The organism is Chloracidobacterium validum, assembly GCF_018304825.1.
In the GTDB taxonomy this organism is placed as follows: Bacteria; Acidobacteriota; Blastocatellia; order Chloracidobacteriales; family Chloracidobacteriaceae; genus Chloracidobacterium; species Chloracidobacterium validum.
Map to the genome: position 1 here is coordinate 1,616,648 of NZ_CP072648.1, position 14,130 is coordinate 1,630,777.

Genomic DNA, 14,130 nt, shown 5'->3' on the forward strand with positions numbered 1-14,130 from the left:
GGTTCAGCATGATGCTTCCAAATCGTTCCTTGATCGCAACTGTGAGCTTGGCGTTCGTTCTGGCATTTTCTTTTTCCCTGCCAACCGATGGGCAGCAACGTTTCAGCGGGCGACTTGAAAACTTGGCCAATCAGCTCGTTCGCCAGTCACGGGACGTGGCGGACCGCCTTGAACGTGATTACCGGCGTGGCTTCAACAATGGCCGACGCGATGTCCAGCAACTTTACCAAGCTCGGATGTTCGTGGCCGGCGCTGACTTGCTGGCGCAAATGACCCGCGAAGGACGCCCCGAAAACGAACTCAACGACGCGGTTGAATTTCTTCGCAGTCAGGTCAACTTTGAACCTGGGTGGGGCAATCTGCGCGGTACGCTCGATGACTTGAGTCGTGAGTTACGCTTTAGTGGACGTGACCCCGGACGCGATCCCGGCGGTGGACGCCAGGGCGGGCGGCGAAACGATGGGGGATGGAATGATGGGCGCGTGACCGGGCGCATGCGCTGGTTTGGGCGGGTGGATGATGAAATCTACATCTACGTCCAAGACAACGTTGCTCGCACCGAACTCATTTCCGGGCAACCGACGCTCAACGAGCGGTTTTCCTTTACCAGTCCCTTGCCCCGCCGGACCGTGAGCGTCAGCGTCAACCGCCTGCGCGGGCGTGGGCGCGTCGAAGTCTTCCAGCAACCATCGGTGAACAACAACTTTACGGCTGTCGTTCGGATTACCGATCCTGGGCGTGGAGCAACCGACATGGAGTTTGAACTGATTTGGTAAGGCTTCAATCGGGGGGGTGCCGTCCTTGGGTCGGGAGTCATCCTTCCGCGACTTGTCTGGCCGGCTGCCGTTCGGGGGGTCCGCATCGGTTGCCGCTTACCCACACCCCCTTGGATTTGAGAGCTAAGTTGATGTCAGCGCATACCAGCTCCAGGCAGCCCGACGTTGGCGCGGTTCGATTGCTTTCACGAACCTTCTTTCATCGGGGACGGGTCTTCGAGACCTCACACGACGCGATTCAGTTAGCCTCTGGGGTGCGGCTCGAACTTGACGTCATTCACCACCTCGGTGGCGCGGCCGTGCTCCCAATCTTTGACAATGACGATGTCCTGCTCATCCGGCAGTACCGCCATCCAGCCGGGCAAGTCCTGCTCGAAGCGCCAGCCGGTCGCCTGGAGCTTGGCGAAGTACCCGAAGCCGCCGCTCGGCGTGAACTACTCGAAGAAACCGGCTATCAGGCAGAAACCTTCACCTTTGTGACGAAGTTTTACGCGCTGCCCGGCTACAGCACCGAAGTGCTTTACTGTTTTTCAGCGACCGGACTGACGCCCGGCGCGCAATGCCTGGATGCCGATGAAGACATCCGCACCGTCCGCCTGCCATTGGCTGAAGCCCTGTCACTTGTCCATCGTGGCGGGATTGTTGATGCCAAAACGATGATGACCCTGTTGCTGGTTGATGCTCAACGGCGGGAATCAGCATTCTCTGCCGAGCAACGCCGGACGGCCACCTCGCCACTTCCCGATTGCCTGCCGGGGCCCGGTGACGGACGCGGCGGAAGCTAACCTCAGGCCGAACTCAATCAAGCTGCCGACATGGTTTGCCGACACGAAGGCCAGTCGCTACCCTTGCGCGCTGGTGAAACCGTAGCGCCAGCACGATTCTCTTCCAAGGCGAGTGGCGATGTATAGCCTGCAATTTGAAACCATTTATCCCATCGTTGAACTCAAGGCCAAAAAGGGCGTCACGGTCACGGAGGTTGACCCGGACGGCCTTGGCGCAGTCGTGGGGCTTCAGCCGGGCGACCGAATTCTTGCGGTCAACGGGCGCAAGGTGCGGGACTACTTGGATTTTCAGTTCTACAGCGGCTCAGAAGACATCGTCGCGCTCACAATCGCCAACAGGGATGGGACAACCCGGCAAGCGGAGGTCGAAGTTGGCGAGGGCGACATCTGGGGCCTCGACTTTGAAGCCTTCAAACCACGCCAGTGCGGCAATGAGTGCCTGTTTTGTTTCTGCGAGCAAAACCCGCCGGACGCCCGCCCATCGCTGTTTTTCCGGGATGAAGATATTCGCCTGTCGTTCCTGCATGGCAACTACACGACCATGACGACGCTCACCGCGGAGGAGTTCAACCGGATCGTCGAGCAGCGTCTTTCGCCACAGTACGTTTCCGTTCACGCCACCGATCCGGAAGTCCGCCGTCATTTACTGGGCCGCAAACAGGCCGACGACATTCTGGGCACGATGCGGCGGCTGCTGGCCCACGGAATCGAGCTTCATGCGCAGGTCGTCCTCTGCCCGACGATCAACGACGGCGATATTCTACGGCGTACCATCTATGACCTAGCGGCGCTCCATCCCGAGGGCGTCAGTTCGGTGGCAATTGTTCCACTGGGACTGACCAAGCATCACCGGAACCGGCACTTGCTCGTCGCCCCAACCGATGCGTGGGAAGCAAGCATCATCGAACTGGTCGAGCCGATCCAACGCGAGCTGAAGCGTCGCTACGGGACGAGCTTCGCCTTTCTGGGCGATGAGTTTTACGTCCGCGCCGGCGTTCCGATTCCATCGGCGCGCCACTATGGGGATTATCCCCAAATCGAGGATGGGGTTGGGATGATCCGGCGGTTCATGGATGGCTTTCAAAAAGCCGTCCGGCGCGCGCGGAAGCGCCCACCAACCGGAACGTTTCCCACGACGACGGTCGCCACCGGAGCACTCTTTGCTTCGCAGTTGTCCCGCCTGGCCGAACAGCTCAACGGGATATTCGGCACGCGCCTGCGCACCGTAGCGATTCCGAATGAGTATTTTGGTCACGAGGTCAACGTGGCCGGGCTGGTGACCGGCAGTGACCTCATTGCCGCGCGCGACGCCTTCCAGGGTGAGCGGCTGCTCATCCCGAATGAAATGGTGATGGGCGAGCGCCATCTTTTCCTCGATAATTTGACGCTTGAGGATGTGCGTAACCGCCTTGGCATGAAGGTTCAACTGGCCGGCGTCACAGGCGAGGACTTTGTCAAGGCAGCACTTGAAACTGGTCACTAACCCCGCAAGCTGGCCGCCTGGGCGTTGGCCGTACCAGCCGGCTCGAACGCCCCGAAGCTGGCCGAGCAGCCTGCCCGTAGTGGCTCACAACGACGACCCACCGCTGTTTGCGCGCCGCCGGACGAGATAGCCATCCCGCGCCTTGACTTTGACATTTTTGCGCGTGACGACCTTGACTTCAATCTTGCGATAACCGGGTGTGTCAGGGTCTTGTGGCTCGTAGGACAGTAAATAATAGCGCCGCGCGGCCTGGTCAATCCGCTGAAAGGCGCGCTCCAGGTCAATGACCTTCTGCGGAAAGGCAACGTCGCCACCGGTGCGCGTGCACAACTTGCGCAGTTCTTGGTCGTCTTCGCCAGCCACCATCCCTGCGCCCGTCCCAAAGAAACCGGCATTTCGCGTGCTGATGCCAAAGATCAGCACTTCGTAGCGCTGGGCAATCTCAATGGCTTCCTCCAGGGTATGTTCACTCGCCGTATCCGCGCCGTCTGTGATGATGATGATGATTTTGCGCGGCGTCGGCACGTTGTACATCTTTTCTTCGCAAACTCGGTACACTGCGTCATAGAGCGCCGTATCACCACTCGCCTTGACATCCGTGATGGCCTTGGCCAGCAGGTTTGTGTCATCCGTGAAATCCTGCCGCAACTGAACGGTTGAATCGAAGGTCACAAAGAGCGCCTGGTCCTTGCGCCGCCGAATGATGGTCTGAAGAAACGAAATCGTCGCCTCTTTTTGAAACTTCAGCTTTGGCTTGATGCTGGCGCTGGTGTCCATGAGGATGGCAACAAACAGCGGCAGGTCAGTTTTGTCTTCAAACGACTCAATCTTTTGCTTTTTCTTGTTTTCGTAGATTTCAAAGTCATCCTTGGACAGCTTGCTGATGAAGCGGTCATCCTGATCGGTCACGATCACTGGCACGGTGACGTTCGTAATGCGGATGATGTCATTGTCTTCCAGGTTCTGGGGTGCGGACTGGGGCGCCGTTGGACGTTGCGGCGCCGGTTGCGCTCGCAGGGGAAGCGCCGGAAGCCCGGCCAACGTCATCCCAAGCAGCAGGGTGACGGTTAATCTCAAACGTAAGTCGCACAGATAGTTCATCACTCGATTGGCCATAACGTCGTTCATCTTACATAAAGTCAGCAAGACTCATACTCTCGCACGGCGGCACGACTCGATAACGGCCCGGGCGGCGTATCTAACCCGGCAGACGACGCCGAATTGGGGCCACGCGCAAGCTGGGTCTTTTCGGCATGGCGAGCAAGCGCCAAGTCAATGAGTTGGTTGAGTATGGAAGGCAGCGACCGCCCACTTGCCTCCCACAGCTTGGGATACATACTGATGCGCGTAAATCCTGGCATCGTATTGATTTCATTGACCATAATCTCACCGGTCTGGGGCAGCAGAAAGAAATCCACCCGCGCCAGGCCGGCGCCATCCAGGGCTTGAAAAGCGCGAACCGCCAGCGCACGAATCGCCGCCGTCTGGTCTGGCGTAAGCCGTGCCGGGATGACCAACTGCGATTGGCTGTCGGGTGAGTACTTGTCGGCGTAGTCATAAAACGCGGCCGAGCTGATGATTTCCCCCGGCAAGCTGGCTTCTGGATGGTCATTGCCGAGTACGCTGACCTCAATTTCACGGACATCGTAACCTTTTTCAACAATGATGCGGCGGTCGTACCGCGCGGCCAGCTCAACGGCTGATTTGAAATTCGACACATCGTCCACGCGGGTGATGCCGACCGACGAACCCAAGTTGGCTGGCTTGACAAATAATGGAAAGCCAAGCTCTTCAACGATACTGTCGGTCAGGCGCTGGGCGTTCGCTACCCACTCGTGACGCGCAAACCACCGAAAGTCAACGACAGGCAGACCGGACTGCCGGAACAACTGCTTCATGACAATCTTGTCCATGCCGGTTGCTGACGCCAACACGCCACAGCCAACGTAGGGCAAGCCTAGCATTTCAAATAGTCCCTGAATCGTTCCGTCTTCACCATAGGTTCCGTGCAGCACGGGAATGGCGACATCCAGTTGGGGAAGCACGTCCGCCAGCGCCGTCAACACCTTGGCAGGCGGCGCAAGCGCCGGGGCGTCCGTGTCAAGCGCAGCGACCGCATCCGGCGACGATGTGGGACTGAGCATCTCAGATGCGGCCGGGCCGGTCACCCACTGTCCGGCGCGTGTGATGCCAATCGGTAGGGGGTTATACTTTTCTGGGTCAAGTGCCGAAAGAATCGTCGCCGCCGAGCGAAGCGACACTTCATGCTCACCAGAGCGTCCGCCAAAAATAACCCCAACCGTTTGTCGTTGTTGCACAAGCATTCTCCTTCCCAGCTCTACGCTGGTGATGTCTGGTCACGCTGCCGAGACGCCATCGAGCGCCTGGGAGTTGCGCCCACCAGGCGGCTAAGATAGCGTTTTGCCTTTCACATTTCACCTGTGATTTCGTCTGATTCATAACCAGCGTCTTCAAGTCTTCCCATCCACCAGCGACTTCACTTATGTCACCTCACCGACCGTTCCAACGCTACCGATTTTCCGTGCTTGCGGCGCTCGTTATCCTCGTGAGCCAGATGGCTTGTTTGAAAACCGCCATTGGCGGTAGCAAGCTCGACGATGGTGTCGTCATTTCCGAGCGCGTGGATATGTTCAACTCGACGGCTCTGGTCAACTCTAAGGTCGGACAGCTCGAGAAAGGCGATGACGTCGCCATTTACCACCAGGCCGAGGTCAACGGGTTGGAGTGGCTCAAGGTTCAGCGGCTGAAGGATGCCAAAGTCGGCTGGGTTGAGGCCCGCCATGTGGTATCGCGCAAACTCCTCGATGCCTGCCGCGCGCTCGATGAGCAAAGTGCCCACATCCAGCCCCAGATTGGGGGGCGGCTCAAACGGGAAACTCGTTTACGCGCTCAACCAAGCCGCGATTCTGACGTCATTACCATTCTCAAGGGAGGAACCGAATTCGACATCCTCAAACGCCAGCGCGTTGAGCGGCGAACCGCTGGAACCGATGAGTCGGAAAGCCCCAATACAAATACAGATGAACCAGATGTCAAATATGACACCTGGTACCTTGCCCGCTTTCCAGAAGGCTCGATTTACCGGATCGGGTGGCTTTATGGTGGCTCAGTCGAAATTGTCGAGCCGCCCGCCATTGCCGGTATCATTGGCAGCGGACGGCGCATGGTGGGGGCGATTCCCTTTGGCACCACCCTCGACAAGAGCGGAATGGCGCTGAAAAACTACTTCATTCTCGACAAGCAGATCTTCAGCCGTGATCCAACCATAGACTTCGACCGCATCTACGTTGTTCGGATTGATCAGAAGTCGGGCAACTACACGGCGGCCTACTACGAACTATCCGTTCGGGGAGTGTATCCGGTGACCTATCAGAACGATAGTGACACCGTAGCGACGTTCAAGGTTCCTTTGCTCGACAAAAGCGGCAACTTGAGCCAAGTCGAATACACCGCTGGGCTGGTCAACAACGTTTGGACCGTTACAAAAGGCAAACTTCCCTCACCCACCGAGACGCCCCGGAGAGGACGGCGCTAAACAGCCGTTGCATAGCGCCTGAGGTGGAACTCGCCAACGAACCTGACCGACAACACTAACGAAAAAATAAACCAAGCCACCGAACAAAGCCAATGAGCGTGGCCACGATGGCAACCCCGGCTAACGCCAGAACAAGCATGCCGGCAAACACGATATAAAACCGTAAGCCTGGCATATCGTCTGGATTCTGGTTGTTCCCAAGCACGAAGTCGCGCAGTAGCTGCTTGAAGCTTTCCCCCTCGTCCGAGCTGGCAGGGCTGTCGGCAAGTGACTCGCCCGGGCGCGCGGCAACACGTTCATCAGGCAGGGTTTCCTCACCAGAGACGACCAGGGCAGCGGCAGAGGTGGCCGGCGGCGGCGCGACAACATCTGGTGTATCCGGGATTGGCGTCGGCATGGCGGGCCTCACGATTCCTGTTTAGTCTTGGACACATCGCCCCTGTAACCAAGCTACGGCGGCGGCCAGTGCCGTAGCAAGCTCTGTCTGATGCTTGTCAAAGAAATGATTGGCTCCCGGCACGAGTGTGAGACCCTTGGGTTCTTGGCAACGGGACAGCAAGCTCTCAACGATCGCGGCCGGACCAAACTCATCCGTGTCGCCTTGAACAACCCACGTTGGCAGCGTCACAGCCGGCAGAAATGAAAAATCAAAGCGGGCCACCGGCACGCCCACCCCTAATCGTCCGACAACTTGCGGACAATTCCGAGCAGCCTGAAACCCAACCCAGGAACCAAACGAAAAACCCGCCACAACGAGCGGGTCATGTGGGTAGTTCTTTTGCAGATAGGCCAACGCGGCCGCGGCATCCGCCTGTTCACCAATGCCACCGTCATAACCGCCCCGACTGGCGCCGACGCCCCGGAAGTTGAAGCGCAGCACATCCGCTCCGGCCGCCAAAAAGGCCTTGGCTATCCGATAGACGACACGATTGTGCATCGTGCCCCCAAACACCGGATGCGGATGACACACCAATGCCGCCCAGCCCCGTGGGTTTGAGGCGCGACTGTGCAGCGCCTCCAATGGGCCCGCCGGGCCGTCGAGTAAAAACGTCATGGCGCGCCCCAAGCCGCGCGCATCTCGAATACACCCAACCTAGGCGATTAGGCCGCCGGGGCGGCCGGCTGCGGCTGCATCAATGTTGAAATCAGCGCAATCGCCCCTTCAGCCAAGGTCTTGAGCAATGCCCCAAGCGCCTCGACCAGGCCTGAAATAAGGTCCCCAAAACTCTCGGCATAGTTGTGAAACGCCCCACCGAGATACCCCTCATACGGTTCACGCACATACTGTCCCATAAGTTCCTCCCAACATTGCGTGCAGATACGCGGCATCAGCCGCTGAAGTACACCGTGGCGACAGCCATCGCCAACCCAACCGGCAGCGCAATTTTCAGCGCCTGTCCATTGGTCAACGGACCTTCGGACGTGCGCAACCCGAAGCGCGCAAATAAAAAGCCAATCGCAACATAGGCGACGACATAGATAGTAAACTCAATCCAAGGCATGGGTTCCTATCACTCGCGCTTGCAAGCGCTTGAGCCAAGCGCTCACGGGGATGACGGCCGGAAATGTGTTTGGGGACAAAACTGGTGGCAACCCAAAGCCAAGCTAGCACGTGCAGCGCGGTCGCTGGTCAATGGCGGCTTCACATGGACACGAGCTTGGCTTCATAAACCGTATCAGCGCCAACGCTTCCCGCGACTTTGATGGTGCTACCGAGCTTGGCGGTCACATCCAGTGGGCGCGGCTCAGTATCCTTGAGGTGAATCGGGTTCTCGAACAACTGATACACTTTACCTTCAGGCGTCTTGATCTCACTGGCGCCAATCACTTCACCGGTTACGGTTCCATACTCAAGCAGGGTCGCTGATTTCTTGGGTTTCTTACCAAAAAGCATATTATACCTCCGCCCTTGCGTCTGCCCTGTCCGCCAACGGTATGGCATCCTCGCCCGCTTGGAGAAGGCGAATCATACGGACGTTATCCAAGTTGATCAGCCTTCCCTGATCCACAGCCAGCCACCGCGCCTGCGCCAGCAAAATGCCAAGCGCATCCACGTTCTCGACTTCCGTATCCAAACGGACATCTATTGGCTCGACACTTCCAATGAACCAAACGTGAAGTTGCATGCGCTTTACCCGCGTCCATTTCCGGGTGACGAAGACACTACCAAGTGACCTATGGTTTTTCCGGGGGACACCAAATCAGGGCCGTTAGCCTTCATTTCTGTTTTTCTTAGCACTCGTCGCCGCCAGTAACAAGAGCCGATAGCCAAAAAGGCTACCAGTACCACTCTACTGCGTTCAGCCACCATCGCCAACGGTCGTTTGCCAAGTGCTTCGAGCCAAAAGCCGGCTTCAGGCTAGCGGAAAGAACCAACTAGGGAAAAATAATCTGCGCCTTGAGGACATCCTGCGCTTCGGCCATTTTGCGAAATCCAAGCGCAGTATCCTCGATAGTGTAGCGGTGGGTGACAAGCTTCTCAGCGGTCAGGACCCCATTGGCAATCGCATCGAGCGCGGCTCGTGTGTCGTCCGGGCCGCAGGAATAGCTCATCACCAAGTCAATCTCATTGAAGTACAAATGGAACGGCTCGATGGCGAGCATTTCGCCGGGCGACGACCCCATGAACAGCACAACCGTTCCGCCCTTCCCGGCGCAGCGAATCCCAAGCTCCATGACCCGGACGCTGCTCGGCCCGACAATGACCACATCGGCGAGTGCGCCGGCCGTAAGTTCGGCCAGGCGCTCAACCAGGTCTTCACGTGCTGGGTTGATGACGGCATCCGCGCCAAACTCCAGCGCCTTGGCGCACCGCCAGTCCACCAAGTCCGCGCCAATGACCCGCTCCACGCCAGCGTGTTTAGCCAAAAGGACATTCATCTGCCCCATGATGCCCAGCCCGATGACCAGGACGGTATCCCGCGGATGCAGGCCTGCCTTGCGAATGGCCTTGACCGAACAGGCGGCCGGCTCGACCAGCGCCCCATCTTCAAATGACATGGTCTCTGGCAAGCGCAGGGTGTCGCGCCGGTTGACCTCCGGCACGAGAAAGTATTCGGCCACCGCGCCCGGAACGATATGCGAGGATTTCCAGGTGGCGCACTGCACGTACTCGCCCTTGGCGCACAGCTTGCACACGAAGCAAGGCGCATGGTGGTGGGCAAACACTGGATCACCAACGCGAAAGTCCGTCACCTCTGCGCCGACCTCAGCCACGATACCGGCTGGTTCGTGACCAAGGACCTTGCCGGCCTTGCGCTTGATGTACCACGGCGTCACATCGCCAGAGCAGATGCCGCTGGCTTTGACTTGAATGAGTAGCTCGCGTGGGCCGACCGTCGGGCGCGGCATCTGCTCAATCCGAACATCGTCGAAGTCGTAAACTCTGGCAACTTTCATTAGTGACGCCGTCATGCCACCTGCCCTAACTGCTTGAATTGTTGGGTGGAATGTGGCGAAGTAGGCGCTGGGCGTCAAGTCGCAGCGCCCCAGTGCAGCACGTTACGACGTTGAACGCATCCACTCAGGCCACATGACTGAATCCACCACCCCACGCAAACACATCGTCGTCCTTGGCGCTGGGTTTGGCGGCGTTGCCTTTTGTCAGGCATTCCCTGAAGGCCTGGCGGACATCACACTCGTTGATCGCAACAACTACCATCTGTTTCAACCGCTGCTTTACCAAGTGGCTACGGCCGATCTCTCTCCAGCCGACATTGCCGAGCCAATCCGCACGATTTTCGACCGCCGCCGCGACATCAAAGTTCTCATGGATGAAGTTAGCGGTATTGACCTTGCCAAGCGTACGGTCACCATGCAGCGGCGAACGCTCACCTATGACTACCTCGTGCTGGCGGTGGGAGCGCGCACCGGATACTTTGGCAACAACGAATGGGCGCGCCATGCCGGTGGACTCAAAGGCATTGACGACGCCCTCAACATCCGCAATCGCGTCTTGACGGCATTTGAAGAGGCTGAAAACTGTCTCGACCCGGAACAAGTCAGGCGCTTGACCACGTTCGTCGTCGTGGGCGGCGGGCCAACCGGCGTCGAGCTGGCCGGGGCACTGGGCGAACTGACCCGGCGGGTGCTCCGGCGGGACTTCAAAAACATCGACACTTCCCAGGCGCGGGTTTTTCTTATCCAGGGGGCGTCGCGGCTGCTGCCGCCCTATCACCAGGCGCTTTCTGAATATGCCCGCCAGAAGCTGGTGAAGTTGGGGGTGGACGTGCGCGTCTCGGCCCGTGTCACCCGAGTCGGACCGCAGCGCGTTGAGCTAGACAACGGGAAAGTCATCGAAGCGGCGAACATCATTTGGTGCGCTGGCGTTGAAGCGAACCCCTTGACTCGAAAACTCGGACTGCCAACGGATCGCACTGGACGGCTCAAGGTCGAACCCGACCTCCGGCTGCCCGGACACCCCGAAGTCCTGGCCATTGGTGACATTGCCGCCCTCACCGACGCCCGGGGCGTTGACGTGCCGGGGGTGGCACCGGCCGCGCTCCAGATGGGGAGATACGCGGCCAAGGTTATCGAGGCGCAACTACGCGGCAGGACGCCGCCGCGGCCGTTCGTCTATTTTGACAAAGGCAGCATGGCGACGATTGGCCGCGCGGCAGCCGTGCTGGAAGTCGGGCGTCTCCGCATGACCGGATTTTTTGCCTGGATGGGCTGGCTTCTCGTGCACTTGGCCATGCTCGTCGGCTTCAACAATAAAGTGAGCGTTCTCACGGAATGGATTTTTCGCTATATAACGTACCGCCAGGGCGCGCGAATCATCACGACGCCCCGGACCGATGAACTCCTCCGCGACGCGACGTAGGCCACCTCACGCCTCGTCCCACCCTACGCCGCGCAGGCTAACGCCATCAGGCGGATTGAAAAATTTCTGTATGGGTATCCTTCAAGAGTTCAAAGACTTTGTTGCGCGCGGCAGCGTCATTGACCTGGCCGTTGGCGTGATTATCGGTGGCGCGTTCGGCAAGATTGTTGCCTCATTTGTCGAAGACATCATCATGCCTCCGGTTGGGCTACTGACCAGCGGGGTCAACTTCACCGAGGCAAAGCTGGTGCTCAAAGAAGCCGCCAAGGCTGGCGATCCCGTCATTGCCGTCAAATATGGCAACTTCATCCAGGTTGTCATTCAGTTTGTGATTGTGGCGGCAGTCGTTTTCCTGATGGTCAAGACCATCAATCGTCTCCGCCGCCCGGAACCAACCGCGCCGCCGCCGGAGCCAACCAACGAGGAAAAATTACTGACCGAAATCCGCGACCTGCTCAAACGGTAGCCGAAGTGTTGACGCGATTCGCCTACGGTGTCGGTTTGGAAGGATTCGATTTCATCTTGACCGATGTTCGTGAGCGCGTTTTCTTCGTCGGGTAGAGTCGGCGCAGCACCGCGCCAATCCGCTTTCCCCAGTCACCTTCGGTGTGCTTGCCGCCCCGGACTTCGCGGTAGAACAGGTCTTTATTCAACGTCCATCCGTATTCGGCAAGCAAGTCGCGCATCTGCCGCAAGTGCAGGATACCGGATCCCATCTCGCGGGTGCCCATGTCGAGCCAAACGCGGATGTCGGGCTTGCGCTTCAGGTGGCGCACCAACCGAAAAGCCACGCCATGGTCCCACCACAGCGAGGGTGAGAGCGCCGCAATGCGGCCGAAATGCTCTGAATAGTGCAATCCAAGCAACAATGCCGCCAGTCCACCCAACGATGAACCGCCGATGCCGGTTCGGTCGCGGGACGGATCGGTGTGGTAGGTTGCATCGACAAAGGGCTTGAGTTCCTCGACGATGAAGCGTCCGTACAACGGCAGCCCACCACCCTGCTTGACATTCGGGTCGCGGGTCGGCGTGTATTCATCCATCCGATGCACTCCGGTGTTCCAAATCCCCACGATGATCAGCGGCTCGATTTTCTTTTCAAGGATCAACCGCTCTGCCGTCCGCGCCATTTTCCAGTCATGGCCCCGCACGTATGCCGTGTCGCCATCGAAGAGATTTTGCCCATCGTGCATGTAAAGCACCGGATAACGCGCGGACGGATCATCACCGTGTCCGGGTGGCAAATACGCAATAATGTGTCGCTTTTGTGCCAAATGCCGAGACGCAATACTGGCATGAACCCGAAAGCTCCCGGCGTAGGTTGATGCGTCGCGTGGGATCGAAGGGACGAATAATGCCTGACTAGACGGAGGGCGTTTTGACATGAACAAAGAAGCGGTCAGGCAGCCATTGGGCAATGAAATATGTGTGCTGAGTGGCGCGGAATATGCCGCTTGTTGGAACGAGAAGCAAGAGATGGCTTGCGGCTTATTCTGTTTCCGACATAATTACGCCTTCACTTCATGCACCTACTGAGGGAAAACGCCCGATGAAACGCAACGTTGGAACGCTCCTGGCGGCAGTATGCGTCTTACTGGCCGGACTGCTGCCCACAACCGGATGTCAGGACAGTTCAGCGGCAAACGACGCCGGCAAAGCCAAGTCAACCGCCATATCACCGGAATTTGCTGCTCGCTTGGGGCAAGATGATGGCTTTGCCTTCTCACTGCTTTTTGGGGCCGATGTTCAGGGCAACCTCAAGGACTGCGGCTGCCCCAAGCACCCGCAAGGGGGACTGGCTTGGCGCATGGGCTATGCCGACGGACTCAAGCAGATGGCGCCAGATGCACCATTCCTACAGATTGACGCGGGACGGATGTTTGCCCACTCGGTGGGTTACGTTCAGCCCTATGACCGCACGCGCAACGAGTGGATGCTACGCGCCTATGGCGAAGCTGGGTTTGCCGCGGCGAACATGAGCTATTTTGACATGCCAATGCTGGCCGAGCTGCTTTACAAGTCTGAGGTTGAAGCCAAGCGTCAGGCGTTTCCGTTTCTGACGCGCCTGGTCTCGGCCAACATTCGGCCAGCCAAGCCGGAGCTAGTACCGCCAACCCCGTACATTATCGAAACCGTGACCAGCAAGCGCCTTCCAAAGCCGGTCCGGGTGGGCATTACCGGAGTCACCATGGCGAATCCCAATCCCGGCGCGGAAACGCTCAACTTCACCATTGACGACCCAGCCGAAGCTCTCAAGCGCGTTATCCCAGAACTGCGCGCCAAGTGCGACTTTGTCGTGGTGATGTCGTATGGTCCAGAGGCCCAGACCGACAAGGTGACAAAAGTGCCCGGCGTTGACCTCGTCGTCGTGGCGAATAACCTTGGCGCCATGATTCTTCAGGTGCAAAAGGTCAATGATGTGTCGGTCGTCCAGGCGTTTTCCCAGACGAAGCTTCTGGGTGATTTACGGTTTTACTACACGCCGGACGGCACACTTCGGGAAATGCGGCTCTCCATGCCGAGCCTCGACAAAGACATCCCAACCGACCGCCGCTGGGAGCAGATGGTCGTGGATGCCCAGAAAGCGATTGATGAAGCCACGAAGGCGGTGGTCAATTCCCCGCCGAGCGAAGCCGCCGGTCCGGTCAGCGCCCAGCCACGAAACAACTGAGGCGACACGGCCGAGTGAACAGGTTGCCGACCCGCTT

At 58.5% G+C, this 14,130-nt stretch carries 17 protein-coding genes; 7 read left to right on the forward strand and 10 right to left on the reverse strand.

Going from position 1 to position 14,130, the window contains the following annotated elements; genetic code table 11:
• Positions 1-8: 8 nt before the first annotated feature.
• The 3 genes from J8C06_RS06685 (at position 9) to J8C06_RS06695 (ending at position 3,044) form a co-directional block, all read left to right on the forward strand.
• The gene (locus tag J8C06_RS06685; RefSeq protein WP_211427946.1) at positions 9-776 is read left to right on the forward strand and encodes a hypothetical protein; all 768 of its coding nucleotides are present in this window, start codon (positions 9-11) and stop codon (positions 774-776) included.
• A gap of 131 nt (positions 777-907) precedes the next feature.
• Positions 908-1,561: an NUDIX hydrolase gene (locus J8C06_RS06690; protein WP_211427947.1), complete on the forward strand. Its 654-nt coding sequence runs from the start codon at positions 908-910 to the stop codon at positions 1,559-1,561.
• Between the two features lie 118 nt (positions 1,562-1,679).
• The gene (locus J8C06_RS06695; RefSeq protein WP_211427948.1) at positions 1,680-3,044 is read left to right on the forward strand and encodes a DUF512 domain-containing protein; all 1,365 of its coding nucleotides are present in this window, start codon (positions 1,680-1,682) and stop codon (positions 3,042-3,044) included.
• A gap of 84 nt (positions 3,045-3,128) precedes the next feature.
• Here J8C06_RS06695 and J8C06_RS06700 read toward each other — a convergent pair whose 3' ends face one another.
• Both J8C06_RS06700 and J8C06_RS06705 read right to left on the reverse strand, forming a co-directional pair.
• Positions 3,129-4,160, reverse strand: a complete 1,032-nt coding sequence (locus tag J8C06_RS06700; RefSeq protein WP_211427949.1) for a VWA domain-containing protein — start codon at positions 4,158-4,160, stop codon at positions 3,129-3,131.
• 23 nt (positions 4,161-4,183) lie between these two features.
• Positions 4,184-5,368: a D-alanine--D-alanine ligase family protein gene (locus J8C06_RS06705; protein ID WP_211427950.1), complete on the reverse strand. Its 1,185-nt coding sequence runs from the start codon at positions 5,366-5,368 to the stop codon at positions 4,184-4,186.
• A gap of 179 nt (positions 5,369-5,547) precedes the next feature.
• On the opposite strand from J8C06_RS06705, the gene J8C06_RS06710 reads away from it, so the two are divergent.
• Entirely contained in the window at positions 5,548-6,600 is a 1,053-nt protein-coding gene (locus tag J8C06_RS06710; RefSeq protein WP_211427951.1) for an SH3 domain-containing protein, read from the forward strand.
• A 55-nt stretch (positions 6,601-6,655) separates the two neighbouring features.
• On the opposite strand, the gene J8C06_RS06715 is transcribed toward J8C06_RS06710, so the two are convergent.
• The 7 genes from J8C06_RS06715 to J8C06_RS06745 all read right to left on the reverse strand — a co-directional run bounded on the left by J8C06_RS06715 (position 6,656) and on the right by J8C06_RS06745 (position 9,999).
• A complete protein-coding gene (locus tag J8C06_RS06715; protein WP_211427952.1) occupies positions 6,656-6,997 on the reverse strand; it encodes a hypothetical protein in 342 nt (113 codons plus the stop codon).
• Between the two features lie 21 nt (positions 6,998-7,018).
• Entirely contained in the window at positions 7,019-7,654 is a 636-nt protein-coding gene (locus J8C06_RS06720; RefSeq protein WP_211427953.1) for an alpha/beta hydrolase, read from the reverse strand.
• A gap of 47 nt (positions 7,655-7,701) precedes the next feature.
• On the reverse strand, positions 7,702-7,893 hold the full coding sequence (locus J8C06_RS06725) for a hypothetical protein (RefSeq protein WP_211427954.1): 192 nt from the start codon (positions 7,891-7,893) through the stop codon (positions 7,702-7,704).
• Positions 7,894-7,928: 35 nt separating this feature from the next.
• A complete protein-coding gene (locus tag J8C06_RS06730; RefSeq protein WP_211427955.1) occupies positions 7,929-8,102 on the reverse strand; it encodes a hypothetical protein in 174 nt (57 codons plus the stop codon).
• A gap of 140 nt (positions 8,103-8,242) precedes the next feature.
• Positions 8,243-8,494, reverse strand: a complete 252-nt coding sequence (locus J8C06_RS06735; RefSeq protein ID WP_211427956.1) for a hypothetical protein — start codon at positions 8,492-8,494, stop codon at positions 8,243-8,245.
• Position 8,495: 1 nt separating this feature from the next.
• Positions 8,496-8,726 (reverse strand): hypothetical protein, encoded by a 231-nt coding sequence (locus tag J8C06_RS06740; protein ID WP_211427957.1) that lies wholly within the window; start codon positions 8,724-8,726, stop codon positions 8,496-8,498.
• A gap of 250 nt (positions 8,727-8,976) precedes the next feature.
• Positions 8,977-9,999, reverse strand: a complete 1,023-nt coding sequence (locus J8C06_RS06745; RefSeq protein WP_246601996.1) for a zinc-binding dehydrogenase — start codon at positions 9,997-9,999, stop codon at positions 8,977-8,979.
• Positions 10,000-10,132: 133 nt separating this feature from the next.
• Between J8C06_RS06745 and J8C06_RS06750 the strand changes: the two genes are divergently transcribed.
• The gene (locus tag J8C06_RS06750) at positions 10,133-11,422 is read left to right on the forward strand and encodes an NAD(P)/FAD-dependent oxidoreductase (protein WP_211427959.1); all 1,290 of its coding nucleotides are present in this window, start codon (positions 10,133-10,135) and stop codon (positions 11,420-11,422) included.
• Between the two features lie 70 nt (positions 11,423-11,492).
• Positions 11,493-11,888 (forward strand): large-conductance mechanosensitive channel protein MscL, encoded by a 396-nt coding sequence (mscL, locus tag J8C06_RS06755; protein WP_281423810.1) that lies wholly within the window; start codon positions 11,493-11,495, stop codon positions 11,886-11,888.
• A gap of 22 nt (positions 11,889-11,910) precedes the next feature.
• Here mscL and J8C06_RS06760 read toward each other — a convergent pair whose 3' ends face one another.
• Positions 11,911-12,807: an alpha/beta hydrolase gene (locus J8C06_RS06760; RefSeq protein WP_211427960.1), complete on the reverse strand. Its 897-nt coding sequence runs from the start codon at positions 12,805-12,807 to the stop codon at positions 11,911-11,913.
• 164 nt (positions 12,808-12,971) lie between these two features.
• On the opposite strand from J8C06_RS06760, the gene J8C06_RS06765 reads away from it, so the two are divergent.
• On the forward strand, positions 12,972-14,093 hold the full coding sequence (locus tag J8C06_RS06765) for a bifunctional UDP-sugar hydrolase/5'-nucleotidase (RefSeq protein WP_211427961.1): 1,122 nt from the start codon (positions 12,972-12,974) through the stop codon (positions 14,091-14,093).
• Positions 14,094-14,130 lie beyond the last annotated feature (37 nt).